Genomic DNA, 14,726 nt, shown 5'->3' with positions numbered 1-14,726 from the left:
TAGTCATTAAAGTTTTATAACTTTGATGCTAACGGTTTTTTTATTTTTATATATGGTTACTATTATTGCGGCATTTCGGGATTATTTATTGAAGGAGAAAAAGTATTCTTCACATACTGTAAATGCGTATTTAAATGATGTTTTGAGCTTTCAAACATTTAATACAATAAACTTTGACGAAGAAAATATTGTGCATCTGGGTTATGGTCAAATTAGAAGCTGGATCGTTTCACTTGTCAATGGTGGTTTGTCTAATGTAACTGTCAATAGGAAAATAGCTTCTTTAAAAGCTTTTTATAAATTTCTATTAAAGACGAAGCAAATTGAAGTTAGTCCTCTGTTGAAACACAAGGCATTGAAAATCCCAAAAACACTACAGATTCCTTTTTCGGAAAAAGAAGTGGTGGCGGTGTTGAGTGGTGTTGAGAACCCTGTTGGTTTTGAAGAGGTTAGAAATAAGTTAATTATTGATTTGTTTTATACTACCGGAATGCGAAGGGCTGAATTGATTCATCTAAATATTAACAATATTAATGTGGAAAACAGTACGGTTAAGGTGCTTGGTAAAAGAAATAAAGAAAGGATTTTGCCGGTTTTACCAATTATCAAGTCTCAATTTTCTCACTATATTAAAGAGCGGTCTGATTTGGAATATATTAAAGATCAAGACTTTTTTTTTCTAACAAAAAAAGGGTTAAAATTGAATGAATCTTTTGTGTATCGATTAATAAATTCTTACTTTAGTACTGTCTCGGAAAAAGTAAAGAAAAGCCCGCATATTTTAAGACATACATTTGCGACTCACTTATTGAATAACGGGGCCGATTTGAATTCAGTGAAGGAATTGTTAGGACATTCTAGTTTGGCTTCGACGCAAATTTACACGCACAGTAGTTTGTCAGAATTGCAAAAAGTGTATAAGGACGCTCATCCAAGGAATAAATAATAATTCGAAATAGTTTAACCATTAAAAAAAAATGATTATGAAGGTAAATGTTCATGCAGTTAACTTTGCAGTTGACGGAAAACTAGTAAATTATGTTCAAGAACGAATGGATAAATTAGAGAAGTATTACGATAAGGTAGTTTCTTCTGATGTTTATTTAAAAGTTGAAAAGACGAGTGATAAAGAAAATAAAATTGTTGAGGTTAAAATTAATGTTCCGGGAGATGATTTTTTAGTAAAAAAACAGTGTAAGACTTTCGAAGAGGCAATAGAACTTTCGGCTGAATCCTTAGAGCGATTGTTGGTAAAAAGGAAAGAAAAGATAAGAGCACATATATAATATTAAAATTTTTTTAAAAAATGTTTTGATTGAGAGATAAAATCTCTACATTTGCAGTCCGTTAGAAATAGCGGACTTTTTTTATTGAAACTGCCAGCGTAGCTCAGTTGGCTAGAGCAGCTGATTTGTAATCAGCAGGTCGTGGGTTCGAGTCCCTCCGCCGGCTCAAAATAAGCAGTAGTATTGCATTTGGCTAAATGTAATATTAAGATAAAAAAAGAGGGGAGATACTCAAGCGGCCAACGAGGGCAGACTGTAAATCTGCTGTGTAAACTTCGCAGGTTCGAATCCTGCTCTCCCCACAAATTTAGATTAGATAAATCTAAATGAAAGTCTCTGCCGGTGTAGCTCAGGGGTAGAGTGCTTCCTTGGTAAGGAAGAGGTCTCGGGTTCAATTCCCGACATTGGCTCAAGTAAGTAGGAAATTGAAATGAATATATAACTAGATTAAAAATTAAGTAAAATGGCAAAAGAAACCTTTAACCGTAACAAACCCCACTTAAACATTGGAACAATTGGGCACGTGGATCACGGAAAAACTACATTAACTGCGGCAATAACTAAAGTGTTATCTGATGCAGGTTACTGTCAAGCAAAATCATTTGATCAAATTGACAATGCTCCTGAAGAAAAAGAAAGAGGTATTACAATTAATACATCTCACGTTGAGTATGAAACTGCTAATCGTCATTACGCTCACGTTGACTGTCCTGGTCACGCGGATTACGTAAAAAACATGGTTACTGGAGCTGCTCAAATGGATGGTGCTATTCTTGTAGTTGCTGCTACTGATGGACCAATGCCACAAACACGTGAGCATATCCTTTTAGGTCGTCAAGTTGGTATTCCTAGAATGGTTGTATTCATGAATAAAGTGGATATGGTTGATGATGAGGAATTATTAGAATTAGTTGAAATGGAAATCAGAGACTTATTGTCTTTCTATGAATATGATGGAGATAATGGTCCTGTTGTTCAAGGTTCTGCTTTAGGTGGATTGAATAATGATCCAGCATGGGTTCCTAAAATTCTTGAATTGATGGAAGCTGTTGACTCTTGGATTGAAGAGCCAGTAAGAGATGTTGCAAAACCTTTCTTAATGCCTGTTGAAGATGTATTCTCAATCACTGGTCGTGGAACTGTTGCTACAGGTCGTATCGAAACAGGAGTTGCTAATACAGGAGATCCAGTTGAAATCATTGGTATGGGAGCTGAAAAATTGACTTCTACTATTACAGGAGTTGAGATGTTCCGTAAAATCCTTGATAGAGGTGAAGCTGGAGATAACGTGGGTATCCTTTTAAGAGGTATTCAAAAAGAAGATATCAAAAGAGGAATGGTAATCTGTAAGCCAGGTTCTGTTAAACCACATGATACTTTCAAGGCTGAGGTTTATATCTTGAAAAAAGAAGAAGGTGGACGTCATACTCCATTCCATAATAACTATCGTCCACAGTTTTACGTACGTACAACGGATGTAACTGGAATCATTACTTTGCCTACAGGTGTAGAAATGGTTATGCCTGGAGATAACTTAACAATTGATGTTAAATTATTAAGTCCAATTGCATTAAACGTAGGTTTACGTTTTGCGATTCGTGAAGGTGGTAGAACAGTTGGTGCAGGTCAGGTAACTGAAATTGCATAATTCTATAAAATAAATTTAAACCAGTAACGGCTTAGGTTGTTACTGGTTTTTAATACGGGCGTAGTTCAAGGGTAGAATAGCGGTCTCCAAAACCGTTGATGGGGGTTCGAATCCCTCCGCCCGTGCAAAATAAAATATATCATAATGGCAAAAGTAGTTAATTACATATCAGAAGCATTTGAGGAATTAAAGTCAAATATGACTTGGCCAACATGGGCTGAGGTGCAACGTCTAACGATTGTTGTTGCTATTTTTTCTGTTCTATTCGCTTTGGCAACATGGGGAGTAGATGAGTTTTTTGCAAAAGCATTAGCTGGATTTTTTAACTGGATAAAAGCGTAGTTTTTGTGATGGCAGATAATAATGTAAAAAAGTGGTATGTTGTTCGTGCAGTAAGTGGACAGGAGAATAAAGTGAAAGCTTACATAGAAACTGAAATCTCTAGATTAGAGATGGGTGATTATGTTTCTCAAGTTCTAGTTCCTACTGAAAAAGTAGTTACTGTAAAAGAAGGAAAAAAAATAATCAAGGATAAAGTTTATTTTCCTGGTTATGTTATGATTGAAGCAAATCTTGTTGGAGAGATACCTCATATTATTAAGTCTATAACTAGTGTTATTGGTTTTTTGGGTGAGACTAAAGGTGGTGAGCCTGTTCCTTTAAGACTTTCTGAAGTTAATAGAATGCTAGGTAAAGTAGATGAGTTGGCAGTTAATACTGATACTCGTGCTATTCCTTTCAATTTGGGAGAAACTATTAAGGTTATTGATGGCCCTTTTAATGGTTTTAACGGAACGGTTGAAAAAATCAATGAAGAAAAGCGTAAACTAGAAGTAATGGTGAAAATTTTCGGAAGAAAAACACCTTTAGAATTGAGTTTTATGCAAGTTGAAAAAGTATAATTTTTGTTACATTACATATAATATCCATTACAATCGCTTCCAAAGATTGTAGTGTTAAATTTTTTAAAAAATGGCTAAAGAAATTAGTAAGGTAGTTAAACTACAAGTTAAGGGAGGTGCTGCGAATCCGTCGCCACCGGTTGGACCTGCTTTAGGAGCTGCTGGGGTAAACATCATGGAGTTTTGTAAGCAATTTAATGCTAGAACTCAAGATAAGCCCGGCAAAATATGCCCAGTACAAATTACTGTGTATAAAGACAAATCATTTGATTTTGTTGTTAAAACTCCTCCAGCAGCGGTTCAGTTATTGGAAGCTGCAAAGCTAAAATCTGGTTCAGGTGAACCTAATCGTAAAAAAGTAGCTAGTGTTACTTGGGAACAAATTAGAGCTATTGCTGAAGACAAAATGCCAGACTTAAACGCGTTCACTATGGAAGCTGCGATGAGTATGGTTGCTGGAACAGCTAGATCTATGGGTATAACTGTATCAGGAGATTCTCCTTTTTAATTAAGAGAAAAACATGGCAAAATTGACAAAAAAGCAAAAAGAGGCTGCTTCAAAAATTGAAAAGAACAAACTATATACTTTAAAAGATGCTGCGGCATTAATTAAAGTTGTTTCTTCTGCAAAATTTGATGAGTCTGTTGATATCGCAGTTCGATTGGGTGTAGATCCAAGAAAAGCGAATCAAATGGTTAGAGGTGTGGTAACATTGCCTCATGGAACTGGTAAAGATGTTAAAGTATTGGCATTAGTTACTCCAGACAAAGAAGCGGAAGCTAAAGAAGCTGGAGCAGACTATGTAGGTCTTGACGAGTATTTACAAAAAATTAAAGATGGTTGGACAGATGTTGATGTTATCATCACTATGCCAAGTGTTATGGGTAAATTAGGTCCATTAGGTCGTATTTTAGGACCACGTGGTTTAATGCCAAACCCTAAAACAGGTACTGTAACTATGGATGTTGCAAAAGCTGTTCAAGAGGTGAAAGCTGGTAAAATCGATTTCAAAGTTGATAAAACTGGTATAGTGCATGCAGGAATTGGTAAAGTTTCTTTTGGGGCTGAACAAATTTTTGACAATGCTCACGAAATTATTCAAACATTAATCAAACTTAAACCAACTGCGGCTAAAGGAGTTTACATCAAAAGTATCTACCTTACAAGCACTATGAGTCCAGCTATTGCGCTTGACCCTAAAGCAGTATAATTGGTAGTTAAAAATTTTTAGTATGACTAGAGAAGAAAAATCAATCGCGATTGAAGATTTAACTGCACAGTTAGCTGGTACAAATATTGTTTATATAGCAGATATTTCTGGACTAAATGCAGATACAACTTCAAAGTTGAGAAGAGCTTGCTTTAAAGCAGGTATAAAATTAGAGGTGGTAAAAAACACTTTGCTTGTAAAAGCAATGGAGGTTTCTGAAAATGAATATGGTGACTTGCCTACAGTTTTAACTGGGAATAGTGCTATTTTTATCTCAGATGTTGCAAATGCACCTGGTAAGATAATTAAAGACTTCCGTAAAAAATCGGCTAAGCCAGTTTTAAAAGGAGCTTATATTAATGCTGAAGTTTATATTGGAGATGATCAATTAGATGCGTTAGCAACTATCAAATCTAAAGAAGAGCTTCTTGGTGAACTTATTGGATTACTTCAATCACCAGCACAAAGAATTATCTCTGCACTTCAAAACAAATTTGCTGGAGAAGAGCAAACAGAAGAAGCATAATAAAAAAAGGAGGTTTCCTTCAGTTTTATTATTTACAATGCGCACAATAAACAAAATATAATTTTACAAATCATTTTAAAACGATAGAAAAAATGGCAGATTTGAAACAATTCGCAGAACAATTAGTTAATTTAACTGTAAAAGAAGTTAACGAATTAGCAACAATATTAAAAGATGAGTACGGAATCGAACCAGCTGCTGCAGCTGTAGTAGTTTCTGCAGGTGGTGGAGAAGCTGCTGAAGAAGCTCAAACTGAATTCACAGTTGTATTGAAAGAAGCTGGTGCTTCTAAATTAGCTGTTGTGAAAATGGTAAAAGAACTTACAGGTTTAGGTTTGAAAGAAGCTAAAGATGTAGTTGATTCTGCTCCATCAAACGTTAAAGAAGGTGTTTCTAAAGAAGAGGCTGAAGGTCTTAAAAAATCGTTAGAAGAAGCTGGAGCTGTAGTTGAATTGAAATAATTCATTCTTAGTTTAGAATTAGGTTTAGGTCTTGGGTTTAGTCGCCCAAAGACCTAAACCATTTTTCGTATAATAAAAGTCTATCTTGTTTTACTGCAAAATAGATTTTCAGATTAAATTCCTTTTACCCATTACGAGGAAAAAAAATTAACAGATAATAAGAAAGTAGTTATCTTAAATTGGTTTTTAAAGATGTGATGGTCGTAAAAGAAAAGTATAAATAAATTCTTGTTTATACACAAAAAATTACTTTTTAATCAAAATTTTGTCCATTGATGATAACAAATCAGACTGAAAGATTGAATTTTGCCTCTACAAAAAATATCCCGAACTATCCAGATTTTCTAGATGTTCAGGTAAAATCTTTTCAAGATTTTTTTCAATTAGAAACTAAATCTGATGAAAGAGGCAATGAAGGACTTTATAATACCTTCATGGAAAATTTTCCAATTACAGATACAAGAAACAACTTTGTATTGGAATTCCTTGACTACTTTGTGGATCCACCACGTTATACAATTCAAGAATGTATAGAAAGAGGTTTGACACATAGTGTACCTTTAAAAGCAAGGTTAAAACTGTATTGTACAGATCCAGAGCACGAAGACTTTGAAACAATTGTTCAAGATGTATATCTAGGAACAATTCCTTATATGACGCCAAGTGGTACCTTTGTAATCAATGGTGCTGAACGTGTTGTTGTTTCTCAGTTACATAGATCTCCAGGGGTTTTCTTTGGACAGTCTTTTCATGCGAATGGAACAAAATTATATTCTGCCAGAGTAATTCCTTTTAAAGGATCTTGGATAGAATTTTCTACAGATATCAATAGCGTAATGTATGCTTATATCGACAGAAAGAAAAAATTACCTGTAACTACTTTATTCCGTGCAATAGGTTTCGAAAGAGACAAGGATATCCTTGAGATTTTTGACCTTGCTGAAGAAATTAAAGTTTCTAAAACAGGACTTAAAAAATATATCGGTAGAAAATTAGCTGCTCGTGTATTAAATACATGGCATGAAGATTTCGTAGATGAAGATACTGGTGAAGTAGTTTCTATCGAACGTAACGAAATAATCCTTGATAGAGATACTATTATCGACAAAGATAATGTGGAAGAAATCATTGATTCTAACGTTAAATCTATTTTGTTACATAAAGAGGATGCTAATCAAGCTGATTATGCTATCATCCATAACACGTTACAAAAAGATCCAACAAACTCTGAAAAAGAAGCTGTTGAGCATATCTACAGACAATTGCGTAACGCAGAACCGCCTGATGAAGAAACTGCTCGTGGTATTATAGATAAATTATTCTTCTCTGACCAACGTTACAACTTAGGTGAAGTAGGTCGTTATAGAATGAATAAAAAACTTGGTTTAGATATTCCAATGGAAAAGCAAGTGCTTACCAAAGAAGATATCATAACTATCGTTAAGTATTTGATTGAATTAATAAATGCAAAAGCAGATATTGATGATATTGACCACTTATCAAACCGTCGTGTTAGAACAGTTGGAGAACAATTGTCGCAACAATTCGGTGTTGGTTTAGCGCGTATGGCTAGAACTATTAGAGAGCGTATGAACGTTAGAGATAACGAGGTGTTTACACCAATAGATTTGATTAATGCTAAAACATTATCATCTGTTATCAACTCTTTCTTTGGAACAAACCAGTTGTCTCAATTTATGGATCAAACGAATCCACTAGCTGAGATAACGCACAAAAGAAGATTATCTGCACTAGGACCAGGTGGACTTTCGAGAGAAAGAGCTGGATTTGAGGTTCGTGACGTTCACTATACACATTACGGACGTTTATGTCCTATTGAAACACCAGAGGGACCAAACATTGGTTTGATTTCATCTCTTGGAGTTTATGCTAAAGTAAACGGAATGGGATTCATTGAAACACCTTACCGTAAAGTAACTAATGGAGTTGTAGATTTAGAGTCTACTCCTATTTACTTAAGTGCTGAAGAAGAAGAAGGAATGTTAATCGCGCAAGCGAATATTGAAATGGACAATTCTGGAAAAATCATTGCCGAAAACGTAATTGCGCGTCAAGAAGGTGATTTCCCTGTTATTGATCCTGCTCAAGTAGATTATACAGACGTTGCTCCAAACCAAATTGCTTCTATATCTGCCTCTTTGATTCCTTTCTTGGAACATGATGATGCGAATAGAGCCTTGATGGGATCTAACATGATGCGTCAGGCCGTACCATTAATTCGTCCTGAAGCTCCAATTGTTGGAACTGGTTTAGAGCGTCAAGTAGCTTCTGATTCTAGAGTATTGATAAATGCTGAAGGTCCTGGAGTTATTGAATATGTAGATGCTAATATTATTACTATTAAATACGATCGTTCTGAGGAAGAAAGAATGGTAAGTTTTGATACTGATGAGAAAACATACAATCTAATTAAATTTAGAAAAACCAATCAAGGAACAAGTATTAACCTTAAACCTATCGTAAGAAAAGGGGATAGAGTAGTTCTTGGACAAGTATTATCAGAAGGTTATGCAACTCAAAATGGGGAGCTAGCTTTAGGTCGTAACTTGAAAGTGGCGTTTATGCCATGGAAAGGATACAACTTTGAGGATGCGATTGTAATTTCTGAAAAAGTAGTTCGTGACGATATTTTTACCTCTATTCACGTTGATGATTATTCATTAGAAGTTAGAGATACTAAATTAGGTAACGAAGAATTGACAAATGATATACCAAACGTTTCTGAAGAGGCTACTAAAGACTTAGATGAAAATGGTATGATTAGAATTGGTGCCGAGGTTAAACCTGGTGATATTCTTATCGGTAAAATTACTCCAAAAGGGGAATCAGATCCTACTCCAGAAGAGAAATTGCTTCGTGCAATCTTCGGGGATAAAGCAGGTGATGTAAAAGATGCTTCATTAAAAGCTTCTCCTTCTTTACATGGTGTTGTTTTAGACAAAAAATTATTTGCAAGAGCAGTAAAAGATAAACGCAAACGTACTCAAGATAAAGATGCTTTAGGCGCTTTAGAAATGGAATTCGAAACTAAATTTGTTGAATTAAAAGACAAATTAGTTGAAAAACTTTTCTTAATCGTTAACGGTAAAACATCTCAAGGTGTAATGAATGATTTGGGTGAAGAAGTTTTACCAAAAGGTAAAAAATATACTCAAAAAATGCTTTATGCTGTTGAAGATTTTGCTCACTTAAGCAAAGGTCAATGGGTTGCGGATGACTCAACTAATAAAATGGTGAATGAATTAATTCATAACTATAAAATTAAGTTGAATGATTTACAAGGTGCATTAAGAAGAGAGAAATTCACTATTACTGTTGGAGATGAATTGCCAGCAGGAATCTTGAAATTAGCTAAAGTATATATTGCCAAAAAACGTAAGTTGAAAGTAGGGGATAAAATGGCTGGACGTCACGGTAACAAAGGTATTGTTGCTCGTATTGTTCGTCATGAAGATATGCCTTTCCTTGAAGACGGAACGCCAGTTGATATTGTGTTGAATCCACTTGGGGTACCTTCACGTATGAACATCGGTCAAATTTATGAAACGGTATTAGGTTGGGCTGGACAAAACTTAGGTAGAAAATTTGCTACTCCAATTTTTGATGGTGCTTCTCTTGACCAAATTAATGAATTGACTGACGAAGCTGGAGTGCCACGTTTTGGACATACACACCTTTATGATGGTGGTACTGGAGAGCGTTTCCATCAAGCAGCAACTGTAGGTGTGATCTATATGTTAAAATTAGGACACATGGTTGATGATAAGATGCACGCACGTTCTATCGGACCATACTCGTTGATTACACAACAACCACTTGGAGGTAAAGCTCAATTTGGAGGTCAACGTTTTGGAGAGATGGAGGTTTGGGCACTTGAGGCTTATGGAGCGTCAAGTACACTTAGAGAAATCTTGACAGTGAAGTCTGATGATGTAATTGGTAGAGCTAAAACTTACGAAGCTATCGTAAAAGGAGAGTCTATGCCAGAACCAGGATTACCTGAATCATTCAATGTATTGATGCATGAATTGAAAGGTCTTGGATTAGACATTAGATTAGAAGAATAATAATATTTAGTAGTTTTCAGCCTTGATTTTTTCGGGGCTGAATTCTCATTTTTAAGAGTTTTTAGGATTTATACCCGTAACCCGTTCCGATTTTTTAATGAACTAAATTTAGTTTTTAATTAGCACTTCAAGTCGTTTGAAGTTTAGAGAAGTAAGCCGAGGTAATGTTATAGTCGAAAGTTTGAAAGTCGAAAGTCCAAAGTCGTTTATGACTTTAAAAACTTTATGACATTTGACTTTAGACTAAAACGAGAATCAATTTTCAATTGCTAATAAATCAATAGTAAAAACTATGATGAATAATAGAAATAATAATAAAGATAAGAATCCTGTAAAAAGGTTTAATAAAATTTCGATTGGTCTTGCTTCTCCTGAATCTATCTTGAAAGAATCAAGAGGTGAAGTTTTAAAACCAGAAACTATCAATTACCGTACGCACAAGCCTGAGCGTGACGGTCTTTTCTGTGAAAGAATTTTTGGACCAGTTAAGGATTTTGAATGTGCTTGTGGTAAATACAAAAGAATTCGTTACAAAGGAATTATTTGTGACCGTTGTGGAGTAGAAGTTACTGAGAAAAAAGTACGTAGAGATAGAGTGGGTCATATCAACCTTGTTGTGCCTATCGCTCACATCTGGTATTTCCGTTCTCTTCCAAATAAAATTGGTTATATCCTTGGTCTTCCATCTAAGAAATTAGACATGATCATTTACTACGAAAGATACGTAGTAATCCAAGCTGGTATTGCTAAAAATGCAGAAGGTGAATCAGTTCAAAGATTAGACTTCTTAACTGAAGAGGAATATTTGAATATCTTAGATACACTTCCTGCTGATAATCAGTATTTAGATGATTTCGATCCTAATAAATTCGTTGCCAAAATGGGAGCTGAATGTATTATGGACTTATTAGCTCGTATTGATCTGGATGAGTTATCTTACCAATTAAGACATAGTGCTAACAATGAAACGTCTAAACAACGTAAAACAGAAGCATTAAAAAGATTACAAGTTGTTGAGTCTTTCCGTGAATCTAACTTGAACCGTGAGAATCGTCCAGAATGGATGATTATGAAAGTAGTTCCTGTTATTCCACCAGAATTACGTCCACTTGTGCCACTTGATGGAGGTCGTTTTGCAACTTCAGATTTAAATGATTTATACCGTCGTGTAATTATACGTAACAACCGTTTGAAAAGATTAATGGAGATTAAAGCTCCAGAAGTGATCTTAAGAAACGAGAAACGTATGTTGCAAGAATCAGTAGATTCATTATTTGACAATACAAGAAAAGCATCTGCTGTTAAAACAGAATCTAACAGACCATTAAAATCATTATCTGATTCCCTTAAAGGTAAGCAAGGACGTTTCCGTCAAAACTTACTTGGAAAACGTGTGGATTATTCTGCTCGTTCGGTAATTGTTGTTGGACCTGAATTGAAATTGTTCGAATGTGGTATCCCTAAAGATATGGCAGCTGAACTATACAAACCTTTTGTTATCCGTAAATTGATAGAAAGAGGTATTGTTAAAACTGTAAAATCAGCTAAGAAAATAATAGATAAGAAAGAGCCAGTAGTTTGGGATATCCTTGAAAATGTAATTAAAGGTCACCCAATATTACTGAATCGTGCTCCTACTTTGCACAGATTAGGTATACAAGCGTTCCAACCAAAATTAATTGAAGGAAAAGCAATCCAATTGCACCCTTTAGTTTGTACTGCATTTAATGCGGATTTTGATGGGGATCAAATGGCAGTTCACTTGCCGTTAGGACCAGAAGCTATTCTTGAAGCACAATTATTAATGTTGGCTTCTCATAACATTCTGAATCCTGCAAATGGTGCGCCAATTACTGTACCTTCTCAGGATATGGTTTTGGGTCTATATTATATGACCAAAGAACGTATCTCAACTCCTGAACACATTATTTTAGGTCAAGATTTGACTTTCTATTCTGCTGAAGAAGTAAATATTGCATTAAACGAAGGTAAATTAGAATTGAATGCTCGTGTTAGAATTAGAGCTAAAGATTTTAATGATGCTGGAGAATTAGTATATAAAATCATTCAAACTACTGCGGGTCGTGTATTATTTAATGAAGTAGTACCAGAAGCAGCAGGTTATATCAATGATGTATTAACTAAGAAAAACCTTAGAGATATTATTGGTCACGTATTAAACGCGACTAGTGTACCTGAAACAGCAGCTTTCTTGGATAATATGAAAGATATGGGGTATAAATTCGCCTTTAGAGGAGGATTATCATTCTCATTAGGTGATATTAGAATTCCAGAGCAAAAACCAAAATTAATTGCAGATGCTAGAGAGCAAGTTGAAGGTATCTCTGCTAATTATAACATGGGTCTTATTACAAATAACGAACGTTACAACCAAGTTATTGATGTATGGACTTCTGCAAATGCTCAGCTTACTGAATTAGCAATGAAAAACATTAGAGAAGACCAACAAGGTTTCAACTCAGTGTATATGATGCTTGATTCTGGAGCAAGGGGTTCCAAAGAACAAATTCGTCAGTTAACTGGTATGCGTGGTTTGATGGCTAAGCCTAAAAAATCGACCGCTGGTGGTGGGGAAATTATTGAAAATCCGATTCTTTCTAACTTTAAAGAAGGTCTTTCTATCCTTGAGTATTTTATCTCTACTCACGGTGCGCGTAAAGGTCTTGCGGATACTGCCTTGAAAACGGCGGATGCAGGATATTTAACAAGAAGATTGCATGATGTTTCTCAAGATGTTATTGTTAACATCGAAGATTGTGGAACATTAAGAGGTGTTGAAGTTTCAGCATTGAAAAAGAATGAAGAAATTGTTGAATCATTAGGAGAAAGAATTTTAGGGCGTGTTGCATTGCAAGATGTCATTAATCCTTTAACTAATGAAGTATTAGTACAATCTGGACAACAAATTACTGAGGCAATAATGAAAGTAATTGAAGCTTCTCCAATCGAGAAAGTGGAAGTTCGTTCGCCTCTTGTATGTGAAGCTCCTAAAGGTATTTGTGCTAAATGTTACGGTAGAAACTTAGCTACTGGTAAAATGACACAAAGAGGTGAGGCAGTTGGTGTAATTGCAGCACAATCTATTGGAGAACCAGGTACACAGCTGACATTACGTACTTTCCACGTTGGAGGGGTTGCGGGTGGTATTTCTGAAGAATCTAGCATCGTTACTAAATTTAACGGTAAACTAGAAATTGAAGATTTAAAAACTGTTAAAGGTGAAGACAATGATGGTAATGCAGTTGACATCGTAGTTTCTCGTTCAACTGAATTAAAATTAATTGACGAAAAAACAGGTATTTTATTAAATACTCATAATATCCCTTACGGTTCAAGTATTTTTGTAAAAGACGGTCAATCCGTTGCAAAAGGAGATGTAATCTGTAAATGGGATCCATATAATGGAGTTATTGTTTCGGAATTCACGGGTAAAATTGCTTACGAAGATTTAGAGCAAGGTCAATCATTTATGGTTGAAATTGATGAGCAAACGGGTTTCCAAGAAAAAGTAATTTCTGAGTCAAGAGCTAAAAAATTAATACCTACTTTATTGGTTTACGGTAAAGAAGGTGAATTGATTCGTTCTTACAACTTACCAGTAGGTGCCCACTTAATGGTTGAAAATGGGGAGAAAATTAAAGCAGGTAAAGTATTGGTTAAAATTCCACGTCGTTCTTCTAAATCAGGAGATATTACAGGAGGTTTACCAAGAATTACAGAGTTGTTAGAAGCTCGTAATCCATCTAATCCAGCTGTAGTTTCTGAAATTGATGGTGTTGTTTCTTTTGGAAAAATCAAAAGAGGTAACCGTGAGATTGTTATCGAATCTAAATTTGGTGACATCAGAAAGTACTTAGTAAAACTTTCAAGTCAAATTCTTGTTCAAGAAAATGACTTCGTAAGAGCTGGTGTACCTTTATCTGATGGAGCAATCACACCAGATGATATCTTAAGAATTAAAGGACCTGCTGCTGTTCAACAGTATTTGGTTAATGAAATTCAAGAAGTATACCGTTTACAAGGGGTGAAAATTAACGACAAGCACTTTGAAGTAGTAATACGTCAAATGATGCGTAAAGTGAGAGTTCAAGATCCTGGAGATACTTTATTCTTAGAAGATCAATTGATTCATACTAAAGATTTTATCGTTCAAAATGATAAGCTTTATGGTATGAAAGTTGTTGAAGAAGCTGGTGATTCGACTAACCTAAAAGAAGGTCAAATTATAACGCCTCGTGAATTACGTGATGAAAATTCACTTTTAAAACGTAATGATAAAAATATTGTTGTAGCACGCGATGTTATTACTGCTACTGGTACTCCAGTTTTACAAGGTATTACGAGAGCGTCATTACAAACAAAATCATTTATTTCTGCTGCTTCTTTCCAAGAAACAACTAAAGTATTAAACGAAGCTGCTGTTGCGGGTAAAATTGATTATTTAGAAGGATTGAAAGAAAATGTTATTGTTGGTCATAGAATCCCTGCCGGAACTGGTATGAGAGAATACGATCACACGATAGTAGGATCAAAAGAAGATTATAATGATATGATGGCTAATAAAGAGGAATATATTTATTAAG

At 35.0% G+C, this 14,726-nt stretch carries 11 protein-coding genes and 4 tRNA genes; all 15 read left to right on the top strand.

What is annotated here, in order from left to right:
* Window positions 1-52: 52 nt before the first annotated feature.
* The 15 genes from AB3G34_RS10890 (at window position 53) to rpoC (ending at window position 14,725) form a co-directional block, all read left to right on the top strand.
* The gene (locus tag AB3G34_RS10890) at window positions 53-946 is read left to right on the top strand and encodes a tyrosine-type recombinase/integrase (RefSeq protein ID WP_369752461.1); all 894 of its coding nucleotides are present in this window, start codon (window positions 53-55) and stop codon (window positions 944-946) included.
* A 37-nt stretch (window positions 947-983) separates the two neighbouring features.
* On the top strand, window positions 984-1,286 hold the full coding sequence (hpf, locus tag AB3G34_RS10885; RefSeq protein ID WP_367757973.1) for a ribosome hibernation-promoting factor, HPF/YfiA family: 303 nt from the start codon (window positions 984-986) through the stop codon (window positions 1,284-1,286).
* Window positions 1,287-1,378: 92 nt separating this feature from the next.
* A tRNA-Thr gene (locus tag AB3G34_RS10880) sits at window positions 1,379-1,452 on the top strand.
* 55 nt (window positions 1,453-1,507) lie between these two features.
* Window positions 1,508-1,588, top strand: a tRNA-Tyr gene (locus AB3G34_RS10875).
* A gap of 36 nt (window positions 1,589-1,624) precedes the next feature.
* Window positions 1,625-1,696: transfer RNA gene (locus tag AB3G34_RS10870), tRNA-Thr, on the top strand.
* Window positions 1,697-1,749: 53 nt separating this feature from the next.
* Window positions 1,750-2,934: an elongation factor Tu gene (gene tuf, locus AB3G34_RS10865; protein ID WP_367771748.1), complete on the top strand. Its 1,185-nt coding sequence runs from the start codon at window positions 1,750-1,752 to the stop codon at window positions 2,932-2,934.
* Window positions 2,935-2,988: 54 nt separating this feature from the next.
* Window positions 2,989-3,059 (top strand) — tRNA-Trp (locus tag AB3G34_RS10860).
* A 19-nt stretch (window positions 3,060-3,078) separates the two neighbouring features.
* Window positions 3,079-3,276, top strand: coding sequence for a preprotein translocase subunit SecE (gene secE, locus AB3G34_RS10855; protein WP_367754863.1), 198 nt, complete (start codon window positions 3,079-3,081; stop codon window positions 3,274-3,276).
* Between the two features lie 8 nt (window positions 3,277-3,284).
* Window positions 3,285-3,836, top strand: a complete 552-nt coding sequence (nusG, locus tag AB3G34_RS10850) for a transcription termination/antitermination protein NusG (RefSeq protein ID WP_367754861.1) — start codon at window positions 3,285-3,287, stop codon at window positions 3,834-3,836.
* 70 nt (window positions 3,837-3,906) lie between these two features.
* Window positions 3,907-4,344, top strand: coding sequence for a 50S ribosomal protein L11 (gene rplK, locus AB3G34_RS10845; protein WP_367754859.1), 438 nt, complete (start codon window positions 3,907-3,909; stop codon window positions 4,342-4,344).
* 13 nt (window positions 4,345-4,357) lie between these two features.
* The gene (rplA, locus tag AB3G34_RS10840; RefSeq protein WP_367754857.1) at window positions 4,358-5,047 is read left to right on the top strand and encodes a 50S ribosomal protein L1; all 690 of its coding nucleotides are present in this window, start codon (window positions 4,358-4,360) and stop codon (window positions 5,045-5,047) included.
* Window positions 5,048-5,069: 22 nt separating this feature from the next.
* Window positions 5,070-5,573 carry a 50S ribosomal protein L10 gene (gene rplJ / locus AB3G34_RS10835; RefSeq protein ID WP_367754854.1) on the top strand — a complete coding sequence of 168 codons (504 nt, stop codon included), beginning with the start codon at window positions 5,070-5,072 and terminating at the stop codon, window positions 5,571-5,573.
* A gap of 92 nt (window positions 5,574-5,665) precedes the next feature.
* Complete coding sequence (rplL, locus tag AB3G34_RS10830) at window positions 5,666-6,034, top strand: 50S ribosomal protein L7/L12 (RefSeq protein WP_026708579.1); 369 nt, start codon at window positions 5,666-5,668, stop codon at window positions 6,032-6,034.
* Between the two features lie 275 nt (window positions 6,035-6,309).
* Complete coding sequence (rpoB, locus tag AB3G34_RS10825; RefSeq protein WP_367771745.1) at window positions 6,310-10,122, top strand: DNA-directed RNA polymerase subunit beta; 3,813 nt, start codon at window positions 6,310-6,312, stop codon at window positions 10,120-10,122.
* Window positions 10,123-10,414: 292 nt separating this feature from the next.
* Complete coding sequence (gene rpoC, locus AB3G34_RS10820; protein ID WP_367754850.1) at window positions 10,415-14,725, top strand: DNA-directed RNA polymerase subunit beta'; 4,311 nt, start codon at window positions 10,415-10,417, stop codon at window positions 14,723-14,725.
* The last annotated feature ends 1 nt before the right edge of the window (window position 14,726 follow it).

Source organism: Flavobacterium sp. WC2409 (assembly GCF_041200085.1).
Taxonomy (GTDB): Bacteria; Bacteroidota; Bacteroidia; order Flavobacteriales; family Flavobacteriaceae; genus Flavobacterium.
The sequence above is the reverse complement of the archived record's forward strand: the minus strand, read 5'-3'. Positions and strand labels throughout refer to the sequence as shown.

Coding starts and splice junctions, on each gene's coding strand:
- secE (WP_367754863.1), top strand. CDS start 3,079: ATGGCAAAAGTAGTTAATTACATATCAGAAGCATTTGAGGAATTAAAG.
- rplK (WP_367754859.1), top strand. CDS start 3,907: ATGGCTAAAGAAATTAGTAAGGTAGTTAAACTACAAGTTAAGGGAGGT.
- rplA (WP_367754857.1), top strand. CDS start 4,358: ATGGCAAAATTGACAAAAAAGCAAAAAGAGGCTGCTTCAAAAATTGAA.
- rplL (WP_026708579.1), top strand. CDS start 5,666: ATGGCAGATTTGAAACAATTCGCAGAACAATTAGTTAATTTAACTGTA.
- hpf (WP_367757973.1), top strand. CDS start 984: ATGAAGGTAAATGTTCATGCAGTTAACTTTGCAGTTGACGGAAAACTA.
- rplJ (WP_367754854.1), top strand. CDS start 5,070: ATGACTAGAGAAGAAAAATCAATCGCGATTGAAGATTTAACTGCACAG.
- AB3G34_RS10890 (WP_369752461.1), top strand. CDS start 53: ATGGTTACTATTATTGCGGCATTTCGGGATTATTTATTGAAGGAGAAA.
- rpoB (WP_367771745.1), top strand. CDS start 6,310: ATGATAACAAATCAGACTGAAAGATTGAATTTTGCCTCTACAAAAAAT.
- nusG (WP_367754861.1), top strand. CDS start 3,285: ATGGCAGATAATAATGTAAAAAAGTGGTATGTTGTTCGTGCAGTAAGT.
- tuf (WP_367771748.1), top strand. CDS start 1,750: ATGGCAAAAGAAACCTTTAACCGTAACAAACCCCACTTAAACATTGGA.
- rpoC (WP_367754850.1), top strand. CDS start 10,415: ATGATGAATAATAGAAATAATAATAAAGATAAGAATCCTGTAAAAAGG.